The organism is Alkalibacter rhizosphaerae (assembly GCF_017352215.1).
GTDB classification, from domain to species: domain Bacteria; phylum Bacillota; class Clostridia; order Eubacteriales; family Alkalibacteraceae; genus Alkalibacter; species Alkalibacter rhizosphaerae.
On sequence record NZ_CP071444.1, the window covers coordinates 675,104 to 691,634 of the forward strand.

Annotated in this window: 13 protein-coding genes, 2 tRNA genes and 1 pseudogene; 3 read left to right on the plus strand and 13 right to left on the minus strand. The window is 48.0% G+C overall.

The window, feature by feature from the left end; genetic code table 11:
- Nucleotides 1-3: 3 nt before the first annotated feature.
- From J0B03_RS03305 to J0B03_RS03315, 3 genes are all read right to left on the minus strand, one after another.
- The gene (locus J0B03_RS03305) at nt 4-384 is read right to left on the minus strand and encodes an SdpI family protein (protein WP_207300449.1); all 381 of its coding nucleotides are present in this window, start codon (nt 382-384) and stop codon (nt 4-6) included.
- A 16-nt stretch (nt 385-400) separates the two neighbouring features.
- On the minus strand, nt 401-1,234 hold the full coding sequence (locus J0B03_RS03310; protein ID WP_207300450.1) for a nitroreductase family protein: 834 nt from the start codon (nt 1,232-1,234) through the stop codon (nt 401-403).
- Nucleotides 1,235-1,338: 104 nt separating this feature from the next.
- Nucleotides 1,339-3,789 (minus strand): pyruvate formate lyase family protein, encoded by a 2,451-nt coding sequence (locus J0B03_RS03315; protein WP_207300451.1) that lies wholly within the window; start codon nt 3,787-3,789, stop codon nt 1,339-1,341.
- A 321-nt stretch (nt 3,790-4,110) separates the two neighbouring features.
- On the opposite strand from J0B03_RS03315, the gene J0B03_RS03320 reads away from it, so the two are divergent.
- Nucleotides 4,111-4,509 carry a rhodanese-like domain-containing protein gene (locus J0B03_RS03320; RefSeq protein WP_207300452.1) on the plus strand — a complete coding sequence of 133 codons (399 nt, stop codon included), beginning with the start codon at nt 4,111-4,113 and terminating at the stop codon, nt 4,507-4,509.
- Nucleotides 4,510-4,726: 217 nt separating this feature from the next.
- Here the strand turns inward: J0B03_RS03320 and J0B03_RS03325 are convergent.
- Together J0B03_RS03325 and J0B03_RS03330 are read right to left on the minus strand one after the other, a co-directional pair.
- A tRNA-Arg gene (locus J0B03_RS03325) sits at nt 4,727-4,802 on the minus strand.
- A 48-nt stretch (nt 4,803-4,850) separates the two neighbouring features.
- Nucleotides 4,851-4,925 (minus strand) — tRNA-Gly (locus J0B03_RS03330).
- A 169-nt stretch (nt 4,926-5,094) separates the two neighbouring features.
- Between J0B03_RS03330 and J0B03_RS03335 the strand changes: the two genes are divergently transcribed.
- Together J0B03_RS03335 and J0B03_RS03340 are read left to right on the plus strand one after the other, a co-directional pair.
- Nucleotides 5,095-5,628: a nitroreductase family protein gene (locus J0B03_RS03335; RefSeq protein ID WP_207300453.1), complete on the plus strand. Its 534-nt coding sequence runs from the start codon at nt 5,095-5,097 to the stop codon at nt 5,626-5,628.
- Nucleotides 5,625-6,125, plus strand: a complete 501-nt coding sequence (locus J0B03_RS03340; protein ID WP_207300454.1) for a flavin reductase family protein — start codon at nt 5,625-5,627, stop codon at nt 6,123-6,125. Before J0B03_RS03335 ends, J0B03_RS03340 begins: the two co-directional genes overlap by 4 nt.
- Nucleotides 6,126-6,166: 41 nt before the next feature.
- Here J0B03_RS03340 and J0B03_RS03345 read toward each other — a convergent pair whose 3' ends face one another.
- The 8 genes and pseudogenes from J0B03_RS03345 to J0B03_RS03385 form a co-directional block, all read right to left on the minus strand.
- Nucleotides 6,167-6,415, minus strand: coding sequence for a MoaD/ThiS family protein (locus J0B03_RS03345; protein WP_207300455.1), 249 nt, complete (start codon nt 6,413-6,415; stop codon nt 6,167-6,169).
- Nucleotides 6,416-6,444: 29 nt separating this feature from the next.
- Nucleotides 6,445-8,301 carry an aldehyde ferredoxin oxidoreductase family protein gene (locus J0B03_RS03350; protein ID WP_207300456.1) on the minus strand — a complete coding sequence of 619 codons (1,857 nt, stop codon included), beginning with the start codon at nt 8,299-8,301 and terminating at the stop codon, nt 6,445-6,447.
- A 125-nt stretch (nt 8,302-8,426) separates the two neighbouring features.
- Nucleotides 8,427-9,173 (minus strand): nickel pincer cofactor biosynthesis protein LarB, encoded by a 747-nt coding sequence (gene larB / locus J0B03_RS03355; protein WP_207300457.1) that lies wholly within the window; start codon nt 9,171-9,173, stop codon nt 8,427-8,429.
- Nucleotides 9,166-9,993 (minus strand): ATP-dependent sacrificial sulfur transferase LarE, encoded by an 828-nt coding sequence (larE, locus tag J0B03_RS03360; RefSeq protein ID WP_207300458.1) that lies wholly within the window; start codon nt 9,991-9,993, stop codon nt 9,166-9,168. Before larE ends, larB begins: the two co-directional genes overlap by 8 nt.
- Nucleotides 9,977-11,161 (minus strand): nickel pincer cofactor biosynthesis protein LarC, encoded by a 1,185-nt coding sequence (gene larC / locus J0B03_RS03365; protein WP_207300459.1) that lies wholly within the window; start codon nt 11,159-11,161, stop codon nt 9,977-9,979. Before larC ends, larE begins: the two co-directional genes overlap by 17 nt.
- 34 nt (nt 11,162-11,195) lie before the next feature.
- Complete coding sequence (ppk1, locus tag J0B03_RS03370) at nt 11,196-13,373, minus strand: polyphosphate kinase 1 (RefSeq protein ID WP_207300460.1); 2,178 nt, start codon at nt 13,371-13,373, stop codon at nt 11,196-11,198.
- On the minus strand, nt 13,366-14,280 hold the full coding sequence (locus J0B03_RS03375; protein ID WP_207300461.1) for a Ppx/GppA phosphatase family protein: 915 nt from the start codon (nt 14,278-14,280) through the stop codon (nt 13,366-13,368). Before J0B03_RS03375 ends, ppk1 begins: the two co-directional genes overlap by 8 nt.
- Before the next feature lie 101 nt (nt 14,281-14,381).
- Nucleotides 14,382-16,498, minus strand: a pseudogene (locus tag J0B03_RS03385) (sensor domain-containing diguanylate cyclase).
- Between the last annotated feature and the right edge of the window lie 33 nt (nt 16,499-16,531).

Genomic DNA, 16,531 nt, shown 5'->3' on the forward strand with positions numbered 1-16,531 from the left:
CTTTCATTGTTTTTTTTGTGTATGACACCCATGGAGGTCGAACCGTTTTTTGAGTGCTCTCTCCGTCGGCCAGATCCCCAGGATCATAACGATCATTTGAAGATATGCAAATACAAGGTACTCCCAACCAAACTTATCCAGATCCAGGGGATACGCCCAAAAGAATAGCAGCGTAGCCAATAACAGAAGCAACCCGCTGTATGCCCAGACCTTGCCCATATACTTGTGGGCAAATTCCCAGGACTCCGGACTTGCCATGGATCGTTTCGTCCGATAACCGTAAATGTAATTGATTTTTCCGGGTACTTTTCTCTTCCATTTCCATCCGAAGAAAATCATCATCAAGGGAATCGAAAGATAAACCACAACAATAAACACTTTCATGGTGAACTCCTCAGAATTAGGATGGGATCCAGGTGATCACGTATTCCTTGTCGTCCCACTCTGGTGCCGGCTCCGTTTGCTTCCAAGTTCCGTTCAGGCCCAGTTCTTTGGCCGTCCATTCGAAATGACACATGGCGATCCCCATGTCGTTCATTTGTATGTCGTATTCACCAACCCCGTATCCCTTGTTTCGCTCCAGAAAAAGATGATATGCATTTTCTTTTTTCAAGATCCTCCATGGCTGCTTGTTGGATGCACTGGGGCCCAATCGCACCATTTCCAACACGGTCCTGTAATCACCGGCTTTTTCTTCCAATAAGGCTTCATCCTGATCTCCATCGTAGAATAGGCTCTTCCAAGGTTTTCGCTTGTCGGCTCCGATGGTTTTACGCATGGTGGTTTCAAAGATCCGCTGTTTGTCTTTCTTGAATCCCACTGGCGTCACCAATGGCATGTATTCATTTTCTTTTACCCCGGCATTCTCTCCGAATGCTTCCTTGTCAAAGGTACCACCCAACCAACAGGTTTGGACCCCCAGATCCGTTGCAAACAGAACCAATTCTTCAAACAGATATCCCAGACTTCGTGCATCCGTCTCCGATTTGTCCAGCAATGCCGCTACATATTGAGACGCACCGGAAATAAAACCATAGGTTCCCAACTGCTGCTTTTCCTCTCCCGGATCCAGATCCATAAACACGAAGCGTACACGCAGTTTTGTGTTTTTATTCAGCTCCTCCAAGAGAACCAATAGTTCTTTCTTTGTTTCGTCGTTCAACTTTTCCTCATTATAGGTTCTGGTTGATTTGCGTTCCTTGATCAACGTTGTAACATCATGCTTGAAATTCATAGTAACCCTCCAGTCTTTATATAAGCATTATACCCATATCCACGAAGGCAATACAACAGGCAAAAAAAATCAGGACTCCGAAGAGTCCTGATTTCTAGTTAAGATCAAATACTATGTTCCGCACGGGAGATGATGTCTTCCTGCATTGCAGGAGTCATGTCAACAAAATATGCGCTGAACCCAGCGATACGAACAACCAGGTTGTGATATTCCTCGGGCTTGGCCTGTGCTTTTCTCAGTGTGGCGGAATCTACGATGTTGTACTGCACTTCCATGCCACCCATGTCAAAATATGCCTTGGTAGCATCTTCCAGCTTAGTAATGCCGTCGTTGCCTCGCAGGGCCGTCGGGTGGATCCTTAAATTGAGGGCCATCCCGTCCATGAAGCGAGAATGATCAAAGCTGGTGGACGATACAAATACAGACGTTGGTCCGTTGACATCTCTGCCTTGCGCGGGACTGGAAGCATCTGCAATAGGAGTACCCGCCTTCCTTCCATCCGGTGTTGCCCAGGTGATCTCACCCTGCACCACATGGTCTGAAGCGCCAAAGGTACCGCACTTGTACACATCACAACGGTGAGTGGAGAAATCTCTGGAAATATTATAATACAGATCCACAACATACTTCATTTCTGCGTCGGCATAAGGATCTGCGTTGCCGTAATGCGGGACTTCATTCAGGATCTTTTGACGCAACATTTCATAACCCTCCCAGTCGGCAAGGATCGCATCCAGATACTCTTTCCCAGAGACCAGCTTCTTGTCAAAGATCATGTACTTCAGTGCTGTCAAGCTGTCGGCCGTCGTAGCAAGTCCGGTTGCCGTGCCGCCGTATGAATTATACTTTGCCCCGCCTTCCGATACATCCTTGCCGCTTTCCATGCATCCCGTGGTGGAAATGGAGAGGTTGGGAAATGGGAATATTCGGGGATATTCATGCTCCGTGTAGTTGTTGAGTGTTGCTGACCATGTAAGCATCCAAGTCGTGATCTTTTCAAAAGCAGCACGGACTTCATCCATGGATCTCATATCCGTCAAATACCCGGAACGCAATTTCTCCGGGACCTGGGCTCCGTTCATGGGGTTGATGCCGTTGTTGAGGGCCATGTTCAATGCTATGGCCCAGTATATGCCGCTGTGGGACATGGACGATCCATTGGGCGCCGGATAGTCACATCCGGATCCGGTGATCTCCTGGCAACCGATAAATGCGAAGTTTCTGGCATCCTCCAACGTAAAACCAAGTTCCCGTATGATCGCGGGTACGATCACTTCGTCATTCTGAAGAAGGGGCAAACCGCCTACACGCATAGAAGTCGCCATGGCACAATCCCAAATTTCCTTTGGTGTATTCTTGTTTGTACGCAGCGATACGGTGGGCTCATGCAGCTCCAAACGGGACATGGCTTCCAGTACCATGTAGGAAACGGGATTTGTTGCATCTTCACCGGTCTCAGGGACGAGGCCGCCGATGGTGGTATGCTGGCCAAGGTGACCGATACCTGCGGTCTGCTGCATCTTGCCGAAGCCGCCGCCATATAGTGTGTTGATTTTAAGGAAGAAAGCATCCACAAGTTCCTGTGCTTCGTCCATGGTGATCCTGCCTGCTTCCAAGTCTGCCTGGAGATAGGGCCATGTATAATAATCGAATCTGCCGATGCTTGTAACTCCGGGATCGTTGTCGACCTTGAGGAACAAATTGTACATCATGACCTGCTGGCAAGCTTCCCAGAAGGTGCGTGCCGGTTTCTCGGCGATCCAGTCAAGGCCTTCCGCCATCTTTTCAAACTCTGCTTTTTTCTCGGCGGTCAATGCTGTCTTTGCCTTTTCTCTTGCGCAATCCGCATAACGACGGGTCATGGTGATCGCTCCGTCACAGGCAACCGTAGCAGCCTTGTAGAAGATGTACTTGCCCATGTTGTCGCCCTGTACATTGCCTTCATGATCATCCAGCCAATTCTGGGCTTGCTTGCGTATATCTGCATAACCGCGTTTGAGGATATTCTGGAAACCTGGCGTCAAATGCCCCGGAGGCAACATCGTCGGGAAACCTCCAACTTTTCCATAGTCCGAAGCTTGCAGATTGAAAAAGTCCATGGCTCCATCCGGCAGCCATTCTTCCGGCATGACGTTTCCGTATGCAGCCATTTGCTGTTTGAAAATATCACGCAGCTCTTTCAGGTCTGCCGGGGAGATCGCCAGCTTCTGGTGGGAATATAGGGGATCGTCGTCGGGCGCATGGTGCAGACCATCCTCCCCAATGGGCCAGGTGTTCTCAATATCCGCCATGAGCCAATAGGTGCCGTTGGCAGCGCCCCAGCTCTTGTTTCCAAGGTCACCTGCAAAGTACTCGTCTTCCCTGATTTCGATGGGCATGTTGGAAATGACGTGATGGGACACATAAGGCTTCTCAAGCATTGGTGGATAATTTCGATATTTTTGCGATGCTTCCAGCTTTAAACGAGCCTTTTCTGCATCTGCAATAATGGTTCTGTCGCGAACCTTGTCCCGCATTCTTTCAATGCGTTCTGTAACCGGTTTGAACGTATACATGATTGACCTCCTTAGTATGAAAATCTACTGATAGCATGTTTTTTAATACATTCAGTATATCATACGGAGAGAAACATGCATCTACGGTTTCCCCGGATTCATCATGCGATTTATTCATGCATTCATGCAATAAATACAGTCTACATACTAATATTTTAAAAATATACTCTATCAGTGCTTGAAAAGTATTTCATTCCTCTACTATATATTCCAAATGTACGCCATTGAACAGACTTTATCTGCTGTTGTGTTTTTTATTGCTAATAATGGGTATACTTTTATAATTCATATTGAGATTAAAATGTTAAAGGAGATAAGGAAATGAAAAAAAATTTATTTTTAGGTTTATTAATCGCCATTTTGGTTGCGGTTGTTGTCTCAGGATGTTCTTCTGAGTCTAAACCAATGTATGTAGATATTTCAGCAAAAGATGCTAAAGAATTGCTTGATAATAATCCTGACGTCGTAGTCATTGATGTATCACCCAATTATGATCAAGGTCACATTCCTGGAGCAATAAACTATTACTTGGGCGATGGTTCATTAGATGAAGCAATTTCTACGCTTGATAAAAGCAAAACCTACCTGATCTACTGCCATGTAGACAGTGTGGCAATTGCTGGCGCTGAAAAGCTAATAGAAGCCGGCTTTGAAAAAGTATACAGACTGGAAGGAAATTATTCTGCTTGGGTCGAGGAAGGATATCCAGTAGAAAAGTAGTTATTACACAATTTAAGATATCGCGCAGATGCTCGGCCACTCGTCTTTGCAGACGACAAGGGAAGTATATCTCCACTATGGAGCTGAAGATTTACGCAAACTGGTTAATGACATGTATAGAGGCTGAAAAGCCTTTTTTACTTTTTTTCTTACTTGGGTGTTATAAAGGTGTTATTTTGTAAATAAAAAAAGCGCCGAAGCGCTGAAACTGTTGGTATGGCGTGCCCGGAGGGACTCGAACCCCCGACGAACAGATTCGAAGTCTGCCACTCTATCCACTGAGCTACGGGCACAACACATGCATTTAAAAAAATGAACCGATGGCTCATTTTCAAACAAAATGGAGCGAAAGACGGGATTTGAACCCGCGACCCTCGCCTTGGCAAGGCGATGCTCTACCACTGAGCCACTTTCGCATATCAATGTTCTCAATCGAACTTGCTTTTATATTATACTCAGTATCCAACAATTAATCAAGAGTGTTTTTTGCTTTTTTCCAACAAATACCTTCATTGAGAGACAACATGTGTTTATATTCCGCCATGGTGGATACAAAGTATGATAGAAACCAAAGGAGGTAGCAGCATGAATTTTTTACATTTGGCAAAGAAACGATATTCCTGCAGACTCTACAAAGATCTGCCGGTGGAAAAAGAGAAGTTGGAGTATGTGTTGGAAGCCGGTCGGGTCGCTCCCACGGCAAAAAATCTGCAACCCCATCGTGTTTTGGTCCTGCAAAAGAAAGAAAATCTGGAGAAATTGTCGGAAGCGGCACGGATCTACGACGCTCCTGTGGCCTTGGTGGTGTGTAAAGACAAAAACGATTCCTGGGTCCGTCCCCTGGATGGAAAGGAACACGGAGACGTGGACGCTTCCATCGTCACGGATCACATGATGCTTGCCGCCACAGAACAGGGATTGCAATCGGTTTGGATCTGTTTCTTTGATGCCGTCCGGTTGAAGGAAAATTTTTCCTTGCCGGAAAATTTGGAACCGGTGAATATCCTGGTAATGGGCTATGGTGCCGACGAACCCAAATCAGAGCTGCGACACAAGGAAATGCGCCGGCCCTTGGAAGAGACCTTTTACTTTGAATCTTTTGGGGAGGTGAAATCATGACAAGCTTGTTTCAAGACGACCTGAACACAGCCATGGAATCCATGGCCAAAGGCGGCGCCTTTTTAACGGTTTCCGATGGAGAACGGACCAACACCATGACCATCGGCTGGGGCTATGTGGGGCATCAGTGGCAGATGCCGGTTTTTGTGGCATTGGTACGCAAATCCCGCTATACCTATGAGATCCTGGAAAAAGGAACGGAATTCACGGTCAGCATCCCCGTACTGGGTACCATGAAAAAAGCCTTGGGGATCTGCGGAACAACATCCGGTCGGGACGGCAACAAGTTTGAAAAGGCGGAGTTGACCCTTTCACCCGGTAAAACCGTAGGTGTTCCGGTCATCGCCGGTTGCGGCAACTATATGGAATGCCGAATCGTTTACCGACAGGATATGGTCCCTTCCCAACTGGATCCTGCGCTGCGGGAAGTCCATTATGAGAAAAAGAACAACGACTACCACACCCTCTACTTTGGGGAGATCCTGCAAAGCTACTAAAAAATAACGGCCGGAATATTTCCGGCCGCTTCTTTTATAGTTCATCCTCCACCCAGTATGCGCATCAACAAAACTCTTTCATTGTCTTTAAGGATGCTTTTATAATCCGCTTTTTTCCCGTCGATCATAAAACTGGTGGTTTGAAAGTGTTTCGGAGTCAGATGAGGGTGTTGTTTCATTAGTTGATCCACAAGATCTCGTATGGTATCTCCTTCTTCCAGGTCCAATTCAAAAGGTTCCTTGTCCAATCCTTCCAAAGGTATGCCCAAATGTTTGACGACGACTCTCATGGTCTCCCTCCTCTCGTAACTCCTGTCTGTTACTTATAAAGATCTTCGGCAACAAAATCCAGACCGAGTTGTTCCAATACTTCCTTGCTCGGTTTTCCAGTTTCCTTGTCCCATCCTACGTGTTCAAAGAAGTTTTCACCCAGACGCTCGTTGTCTACAGTGACCCCTTCCAGAGGACCGGCCGTCAATGGAGGTTTACCAACAGATCTGCTGGGGATGGACATGTCTTTTCGAAGGATCCCTTCCCGAATGTTGAAAGCTTGTCGAAGGTTCAAAATTCGAAGCCCTGTCTCATCGGCGATCTCCGGACCAAACGGTTTTCCGAAGATGGCTTCCAGATACTCATTCTGGGTCGCCGGATCTCCCGCCACGCTCATGAAGAGACAGAATCCCCCACTATTGGTGATCTCTGTACTGGACGTCATCCGGGTATCCAAGAATCCTGTATCGCTGTAGTCGTATTTGTCTCCAATGGGTGCGTTGTTCATCTGTGCCAGACCAAGTCCCCCTTTTACGTGACGACCAGGTGTTGGATCATACTGGTATGTTCTTGCAAACCCAGGAGCCAGTCGGGGATCATGCATGGGCAACTCGATGCCGGAAGCCGTCTGCAGGTATTCTTCCCCTTTGCCGAAATGCTTGGCTGCAAATGCGGAACCGTTGAGCAGGACCGCTCCCACGCCTTCGCCGTCGGCCATCTTCTGGGTCAATGCGACGATGGCTTCACCATTTCCCCAAGTCAGATCGATGCCGTCCAGTTCTTCCTTGCTTAAAATACCATTGTTGTAGCATTCCATGGCCCAAGCCACTGTCATGCCGGCGGAAATGGTGTCCATTCCATAGCGATTGCAGATCTCATTGCATTTGAAAATGACATCCATTTCGTCACAGAGAAGCGTGGATCCAAAAGCTGCCGCTGTTTCATATTCCGGTCGTTCCGTTGGTCCAAGCGGCCAGCGCCCGTCGTTTACTTCATATTCTGCCCCGCATCCCAAGGGACAAGTGGAGCATGCGTATTTCTTGGTCTTATATTTTGCATCAAAAGTAGTCGCTGCCACCTTTTCCGCACTTTCTTCACCAAAGTCCACAATACCGACGCCACCCCAGTTTTTAACAGGGGAGTCCCCGTTCAGCGCGGATGCACCAGTTCCAACACCGGTTCCATACGTTCCAAAACCCTGGGCTCCCGGGTTACCTTTCATGCCTTCCGCAAACCTTTTATTGATCGCCGTGATCTTTTCAGGGTCCGCAACGGGAACATTTCCCGTACCGCGTACGGCAATAGCTTTCAGTTTCTTGGAACCCATGACTGCACCGGTGCCACCGCGGCCTGGAGCTCGATGGCCGTCATTGATGGGACAGGAGATCAGTCCCACTTTTTCACCGGAAGGTCCGATGGCGCTGATCCGAAGTCGCGGTTCTCCCGTTTCTTCCTTCAGGAGCTCCCAGGTTTCCTTGGCATCCTTGCCCCATAAATGAGCCGCATCCCGAAGTTCCGCTTTACCGTCATTGATATACAAATAAACGGGTTTTTCAGAAATACCGCTGAAGAATACGCCGTCATATCCCGCTTTTTTCAATTCCGGGCCAAAATATCCACCGGAGTTTGCATCGTTCCAACCCCCGGTAACAGGTGATTTGTGCACCACCGTATATCTTCCGCCAAAGAAGGCCTTGGTGCCGTTGGATGGTCCGGTCATAAATCCAAGCATGCTCTCCGGTCCCAAGGGATCCGTTCCTGCCGGCATCCTTTCGTACAAGATCTTGGCACCGATTCCGTAACCGCCTACGTACTTGTATGCCAAGTCTTCTGAAACTGATTCTTCCGTCATGGTGCCTTTTGTCAAGTCTACAAAAAGCAATTTCCCTGCATAACCGCCTATCATACAATTTCCTCCTCTTGATATGAACTTGCTACAATTTGTACTTATGGTTCTCCTTTTCATTTTAAACTCATTCGGTAAGGATGTAAAGGATAACAACCGCTTTTTTTAAGAAAGTAAAATTGTGATTACAGCTTGTTGATGATGCTGGCATTGTACGCCGCGCCAAATCCGTTGTCGATATTGACCACGCTGACGCCGCTGGCGCAGCTGTTTAGCATGGCCAATAGAGCTGCCAGTCCGCCGAAATTGGCACCGTAGCCCACGCTGGTGGGTACGGCTATGACCGGTTTGTCCACCATGCCGCCGATGACACTGGCCAATGCCCCTTCCATGCCTGCAATGACCACCACCACCTTGGCACCGCGGATCCGGTCCATTTTTGACATCAGGCGATGGAGCCCGGCCACTCCCACATCGGTGATTTTTTCCACCTGATTTCCCAAGATCAAGGCTGTTTCATAGGCCTCCTCCACCACCGGAAGATCGGAAGTTCCCGCTGCTACGATGGCAATGTAGCTTTCCGTCGTTTCCGGTTCATGATTTATTATGGTGATGGTCCTTCCCAGTTCATTGTAATGAGCATGATTGCACACTTCCCGGACCTTCCGGTACATCTCCTTGCCGGCACGGGTGGCCAGGATGTTGTTTCCTTGACTCATCATGTATTTGACGATGCCCTGGACCTGTTCCGGGGTTTTCCCTTGGCAATAGATCACCTCCGGGTATCCGTTTCTCAGTTCCCGATGATTGTCGATGGTGGCATATCCCAGTTCTTTGTAAGGAAGGTCTTCCAAAGCCCGGACCCCTTCTTCCACGCTGGTCTTGCCGGACTGGATCTCCTCCAGCAGCTGCTCCAATCGTTTTTTATCCATGGTGAACTCCTTTCCCATCCTGTTCGTTTTCCGGTCGAAAACTTCCCATTTTATATCCTTCCAGATCTAATGCGACAAAAGAAAATCCCATTTTTTTGATGCCTGCTGCGACCTGGTCCAGCAATGCTTCATCAAAGAAACGGCGCCTCTGGTCGGAAGGAACTTCGATGCGGGCCACATCCCCATGGGTGCGGACCCGAATGGCCGGAAATCCCAGTTTCATCAAAAACACTTCCGCTTTTTCAATCTTGACAAAGTCTTCTTCCTTGAGTTCTGTATTATAAGGGACCCTGGTCAACAAGCATGCATAGGCTGGTTTGTTCCAGGTTTCCAACTCCATCTCTTTGGAGAGTCTTCGTATTTCATCTTTGGTGATCCCATTGTCCTTCAAGGGACTGACCACCTTCAGCTCTTCCAGGGCCCGAAGTCCCGGTCGATAATCGGACAGGTCGTCTACGTTGGTGCCGTCCAGCACGTAGGGGATCCCCTTGCTTTTGGCATACTCCAGGATCTTCGAAAAGATGGCCCGCTTGCACAGGTAACACCGATCCACCGGATTGTATCGAATTTCTTCCACGATCCCCGTATGGATGAACTCATGGTGTATGCCCAGTTTCTCGGTCCAGGCCTTCGCCTCCTCCACCTCCCATTTGGGAATGTATGGAGAAACGATGGTGACGGCCGTCAATCCTTCTCCCATGGCCTCCTTGGCGGCATGGAGCAAAAAAGTACTGTCCACACCTCCGGAAAAAGCCACCACCGCCCGTTTCATTTCTTTTAATTCTTGCAATAGCTTCTCATATTTATTTCGTTCGGTCATACTTCCCCTCCAATTGCTTGTTTACTTCATCGTACACCCGAATCAGATCAAGATTGTTCTCTTTTGCAATGGCGGCGCATTGTTCGTATTCCGGCTTGTGCTTGATGGGTTTTCCTTTATAGATCCCTACTTTTACATCCACTCTTCCCCAGATGGTCTCCGCTTGAATCATTTTTCGCTCCATCATGACTTTTCCCACCGGATAAGTCCGCACTCCCAGGGTGGTAGTATGGGTGAAGATCAATTCTGTCATGATATCTTTATTGGATGTCTCACATAGGACGCTCAATTTCACTCCCGGCCTGCCCTTTTTCATGATGATGGGCGTTTTGAACACATCCAAGGCACCGGCATCAAAGAGTCGTTCTTCCACAAAGGAATAATATTCCGGATTCATATCGTCCAGGTTGGCTTCGATCATCAACTGGGCTTCTTCCTGCACTCCTTCTTCCACTTCTGCCAGATAAACCCGAAGGACGTTGGGAATCTGAAAATCCTTCGTTCCCAAACCATAACCGACTCCCTTGACATCCATTTGCAAAGAATCTACAAATCGGTCAGCCCCATATGCCAATATGACTGCTCCCGTAGGCGTCGTCGTTTCTCCATCCACCAGTCCGGATCGTATGGGGATCCCTTCCAGCAAGGCTGCCGTTGCCGGTGCAGGAACCGGCATCAAACCATGGGCGCATTGCACAAAGCCGCCTCCTACTTGAACCGGGGAAGCCAGCACCTGATCCACATTCCAGTAATCAAAGCAAATGGCCGCTCCAACGATGTCGACGATGGAATCGACGGCTCCCACTTCATGGAAATGGATGGCCTCCGGCGTTTTTCCATGGACTTTTCCTTCTGCCTCCGCAAGAAGACGAAACATGCCTTTCGCCGTTTCCCGAACACGTTGGTTCAGGGTGCTGTCATCAATGATCTCTTCAATGTCCAGCAAATGACGATGGGCGTGTTCGTGCTTGAGTTGATCCACGTGGGCCTTGGTGCCGGTGATGCCGTGTTTCTGTTGTTTTTCAAACCATACATGAAAAGAGTCCCGAATGGAGAGTTTGTTCAATTCACCTACCAGATATTCTCCATCCATCCCCAGGTCCACCATGGCTCCCAGGTTCATGTCACCGCTGATTCCACTAAAACAATCATAATATATTATCCTCATTACATCCTCCGATCAAACTGATTTCATGGGATAATTATAACAGACTCCAGGTCTGTTTCACCCATTTCTTCAAGAGGTGTTTAAAAATCTTCCACTTTGTCACTTTTTTACTTCTTTTTTTTCGAGGACTTTTTCTCTTTGCTGATGCGGCTTCCTTCATGAAGAAATTCTGGCTGTCCCATGGTTTTTGTACATTATCGGGTCCATTGGGTCTTTTATAGATCCCCGCGCTGTTCAGTTCACGGCTTTTCACATTGTCCTTGAGTCCCGCCTCCAAAATGTGAACGATCCTTTTTCTGCAATCCGAATCCAATACGGGACAACCGATCTCCACTCGACGATGCATGTTTCTGGTCATCAGATCTGCCGAAGAGATGTATAGCTTTGCACTTTTCCCCGATCCAAAGCAATAGATCCTGGGATGTTCCAAAAATCGTCCCACAATGCTTACAACTCGAATGTTTTCTGTTTTGCCGGGGATCCCCGGCAACAAACAGCAAATGCCCCGGATCATCAATATGATCTCCACCCCTGCATTGCTTGCTTGGGACAACTTGTCGATGATCTCCCGCTCTGTCAGGGAATTCATTTTGAACAAAATTTTGCCCTGGGATCCCTGTCGTGTTTTTTTGATCTCCTCATCGATCAATTCCAGCAGCGGTTTTTGAAAATGTTCCGGTGCCACCAGCAAATGTTTGTAGGTCCCACCCAGGTTGGCGATGGACATATTTTTAAAAAACTCGGCAGCATCTCGCCCGATGCCGGCGTCAGCCGTCAGCAAACTCAGATCCGTATAAAGTTTCGCTGTCTGCTCGTTGTAGTTGCCTGTCCCGATCTGTGTGATGTGGGATATTTTGCCTTTATCCACCATGGTGATCAAGCATATTTTGGAATGGACCTTGCAGTCGTTGACGCCATAGATGACTTTGCATCCTGCCTCTTCCAGACGTTCCGCCCATGCGATGTTGTTTTTTTCATCGAATCGAGCCCGCAACTCGATAAGGACCGTTACTTCCTTGCCGTTTTCCGCCGCTTCCGACAAGTATTCGATGATCCTGGAGTTGGGCGCCAAGCGATAAATGGTGATCTTTATGGATTGGACCTTGCTGGAGTTGACACTTTCTTTCAAAAGATGGATGAAAGGCTCCATGCTGTCATAGGGAAAAAACAGCAACATGTCTTTTCTTTGCACCTGAAGCAACATGGACTCCTTCGGCTGGTAGGCCGATGGCATTGCAGATTCAAAGGACTCGTAGGTCCATTTATCCACCAGACCAGCGGGTAGCTTGTCCTTCCAATCATTGGTCCAATGCATGGATATGGGAGCGTTAAAAGAATAGACCTGCTCTTCCGTTATGTCCAATCGCTGCAATAGAAGCTTGCTTTGACGTTTTTCCAGTTTTCCCTCCACTTCCAGGCGAACCGGCGCAAGCTTGGATCTCTTTTTCAAAATTTGCTTCATGTGATTTCGAAAATCCTGGTCAAAGTCAAATGCTTCATCTTCCGGATGAATGTCCGCGTTTCTGGTGACGGTCACGATACAGGCATCCGCCACTTCGTAACCCGGGAAGACCTCTTCCAGGTAATGAAGGATCACCAGTTCCGAGCGAATAAAACAAATTCCTTCCCCCGGCAGTTCCAGCAATCCCGGTAAAACAGCCGGAACAGGAACGATTCCCATGGTGGGTTCCTGGCCTTTGTATTTCACATTGGCTGTGATGTACAAAGCCTTGTTCCAAAGATGAGGAAAAGGGTGATGAGCGTCAATGATCTGAGGCGACAGTAGAGGAAGGATGTTTTTTCGAAAAGCTTCGGCCGCTCGTTTCTTTTGGCTTCCATCCAGTCCTTCCATGGTCATCAGATGGATCCCCTCGTCATGAAAGGATTTTTTGAGCTGCTCATACAATAGATCCCTTTGTTCATACAGGGGGCGCACCCCTCGAAAGACCAGCTGGAGCTGTTCCTTTGGCGTCCAGCCAGTTTTGTTGTCATAGGTATCCTTTTTTATGTGGGACAGATCCAACAAGCTTCCGACCCGGATCATGAAAAACTCATCCAGGTTGCTGTTGAAAATGGCCAAAAATTTGAGCCTTTCCAACAGGGGTACCGTAGGATCCTCCGCTTCTTCCATGACCCGTTGGTTGAACCGAAGCCAGGACAATTCCCGATTTTGGGTGTAACTGGTATCATAAGTCCATGCATTCTTAGACATCGAGCACCTTCTCCTTCAACACCTTGTCATACAAATAACCTTCCCGTACTCCGTATTGGCTCACATGAATGTCTTTCGCTTCAAAGCGTTTTGCCACCTCCTTAAGGATCATCATCCCCGGTATGATGGTATGGACCCGATCCGGCACCACCTTTAGGATTTGATCCACTGCATCCCGGTCGTCTTTGCCGAGACGCTTGAGTACCTTCTTGATTTTTTTCACTTCCAACAATCCGTTGGCATCAGGTAGATCGTAGGCGGCATTGTTCAGTTTTCTGGCACCCCGAATGGTTCCGCCCACGCCGCAGATGGAATCATAGGAATCGATCATCATGTCCTCCATAAGATCCAATTCCTTGTTGATCTCCCTCTTTATTTTCTTTTGTTCTTCCTTGGTCGGGAGCAACCCCTCCACCCAATGCTTGTAGAGATTCAACGATCCAATGGGGATGCTTGCTGCATTGATGATCTGCCGTTCCTTGAATGTAACGATCTCCGTACTTCCACCACCGATATCCACTACAATGCCGTCGTCCATATCCGTCACTTTGATGGCTCCGATAAAGTCCAGGATGGCCTCATCTTCGCCGGACAATAGGTCGATCTCCAACTCAGTGGCTTTTTTGATCTGCTTCAATGCAGCGTTGCTGTTGGCGATGTTTCTCAGAGATGCTGTGGCAAACACATAAAGCTGATCCACTTGAAAATTGGAAACGATGCCTTGAAAAGACCGAAGAACAGAAATAGCCTTGTCGATCCCCTTTTGGCTTAGAACTCCGTAGTCAACATAACCAGCCAATCCAGCCGGTTCCTTGGTTCCGAACAATAGATGGATGGTATTGTTTTCGCATTTGTACATATTCATTCGCATGGTATTGGATCCGATATCGATGAGTGCATAGATCATGGGAAACTCCCCTTCCTTTCCCATATATATTCCCAACCTGCTCTTTCTAAAACAAAGATCGCCGCTACGAAAAAAGGCCTCCCGTCCGGGAGAGCCTTCCTTCATTGTTGCTTGTCCTGTTTTTTCCGATACATCTGTTTGTCCGCCATGGACAATATGTCCTGGATGGATTCATCTTCCAATGTTTTGACTCCATATCCGGCGGCCACGGATGCAGATTTCCCTTTGATCTCCAATTCATCCACGCCATCCAAGATCCGTTCCACAATGCGTCTTACTTCTTGTTTGGATGTGGAAGGAAGCAAGACGATGAATTCGTCTCCCCCATGCGACAAATGATATCATCGCTTCTACAAGTCTCTTTGAGCACTTGGGCCACTCCTTTGAGCAGTTCATCGCCGATGAAATGACCATGGACATCGTTCATTTCCTTCAGATCATTGACATCCAGCACGATGACGGAAAAAGGCAGGTTTCTGGGTGTATCGAGCCGCTTCAAGGAATCATCCATGTATCGGCGGTTGTACAGCCCAGTCAAATGGTCGTGAAAACTCAGATATTCCACTTCCTGTTGTCTCTCCAACTTCTCCGTGATGTCTCTGGCCGCAGCATAAAGGAGACCTCCCGCAGGCTGGCTACGCCATTCCAGGGATCGATAGGTTCCATCGTAACTGCGATATCGATTGACGAAATCCCATACCACATTGTCGTTTTTCAACTCTCCCATGGCTGCTTTGGTTTTTTCCACATCCTCCGGATGGACCATCTCCAAAAAAGACCGACCGACCAGATCACTGCTCCCGTAACCCAGGGTCCGTTCCCAGGCATTATTGACTTGGACGATCCGCCCATCCAAGCTGGCAATGAGGATGAGATCCGGGTTGATGGCAAAGAAATACTCCAAAACCTGATTTTTTTCCATCAGCTGGTCGTTGATGGTTTTTACATCTGTAATGTCTCTGGCCGTTCCTACATACCCCGCCACATTGTCCCATTCATCCCAAAGAGGAGTAGCCGTTGTGGTGTACCAATGCCAGGAACCGTCTTTATGGAGAAGTCGATAGTTGTTGTGTTCCTGTCTCGTATTGGATTCCCGGATCCGCCGAAAAAATTCTTCCACTCCTTCCAGGTCATCCGGATGGACAAAAGGTCGAAAAGAGTTCCCCACCGCTTCCTCAATAGAGTATCCCAACAATTTCGTCCAGGCATTGGACACGAAGGTGAAAACCCCGTTCAGATCCAGTCGATAGATAATGTCAAAACTGCTATCCACCAAGACCTGATAGTTTTCTTCCTTTTCCCGCAAGGCCTCGGTCGTTTTCTTGTTTTCCGTAATATCCAAATGGATCCCGAACATTCGAAGTGGTTTCCCGTCGGAATTCCATTCCATCAACTTGCCGCGATTCATGATCCACACATAATGCCCCTTTTTGTGACGCATCCGGTATTCCATGGCGAAAGATTCAGACTCGCTTGCCAAAGCCTGTTTCAATGTTTGTACCGCACGATCTCGATCTTCCGGGTGGATCATGGAAGTCCACCATTCCAGCGTAGGAGGTTCCCACTCTTTCTCATCGTATCCGAGCATTCTCATCCACTGGAGGCTGACGTCTCCCTGATCGGCCTGCACATCCCAAACCCAAGCCCCGGCATCGATGGCATCCATGACCAGGTCCAGTTTTTGTTGGTTTTCCTCTCGATGCTTCTCCTCCAGTCGTTTGCTCAACAGCAGACCGACCTGGCTGGCGTAGAGTTCCAATATTTCAAAGTCGCTCACAAGAGAGTCCTTTTCCATCATGACCGTGAAATCACCAAGCATCCGGTTGTTTTTTACAATGGGCACTACCAAAACCGTTCCTATGTCAAAAATAGTTTCCAGGGTTTTGATCAAATGATCAGAGATCACTTCCCCGGTGAGTTCGTGAAGAGCTTCATAAACGACCACCGACTCCCCAAAAAGACGCTCATATCTCCGCGGATCAAAGGACCAACGCTTTCCAACGATATTGAACCCCAAAGAGCTTGCCGCCTTCTGCAAGTCCTCATGGAACCCGGAAATGCTCATGGTTTCAAACCCGTCTCCCTCTTCCTCAAAGAGGTTGAAAGCAACATACTTTGCTCCAGACAGGTCTTTCATCGTATCCGTCAACAATCCATATTCCATGGGCTCCTCGCCCAGATCGAGGAATATTCGAGATACGTGAATGATCTTCAACATTTTTTCTTCTCTTCCAGTGATCGCCGCCAATAC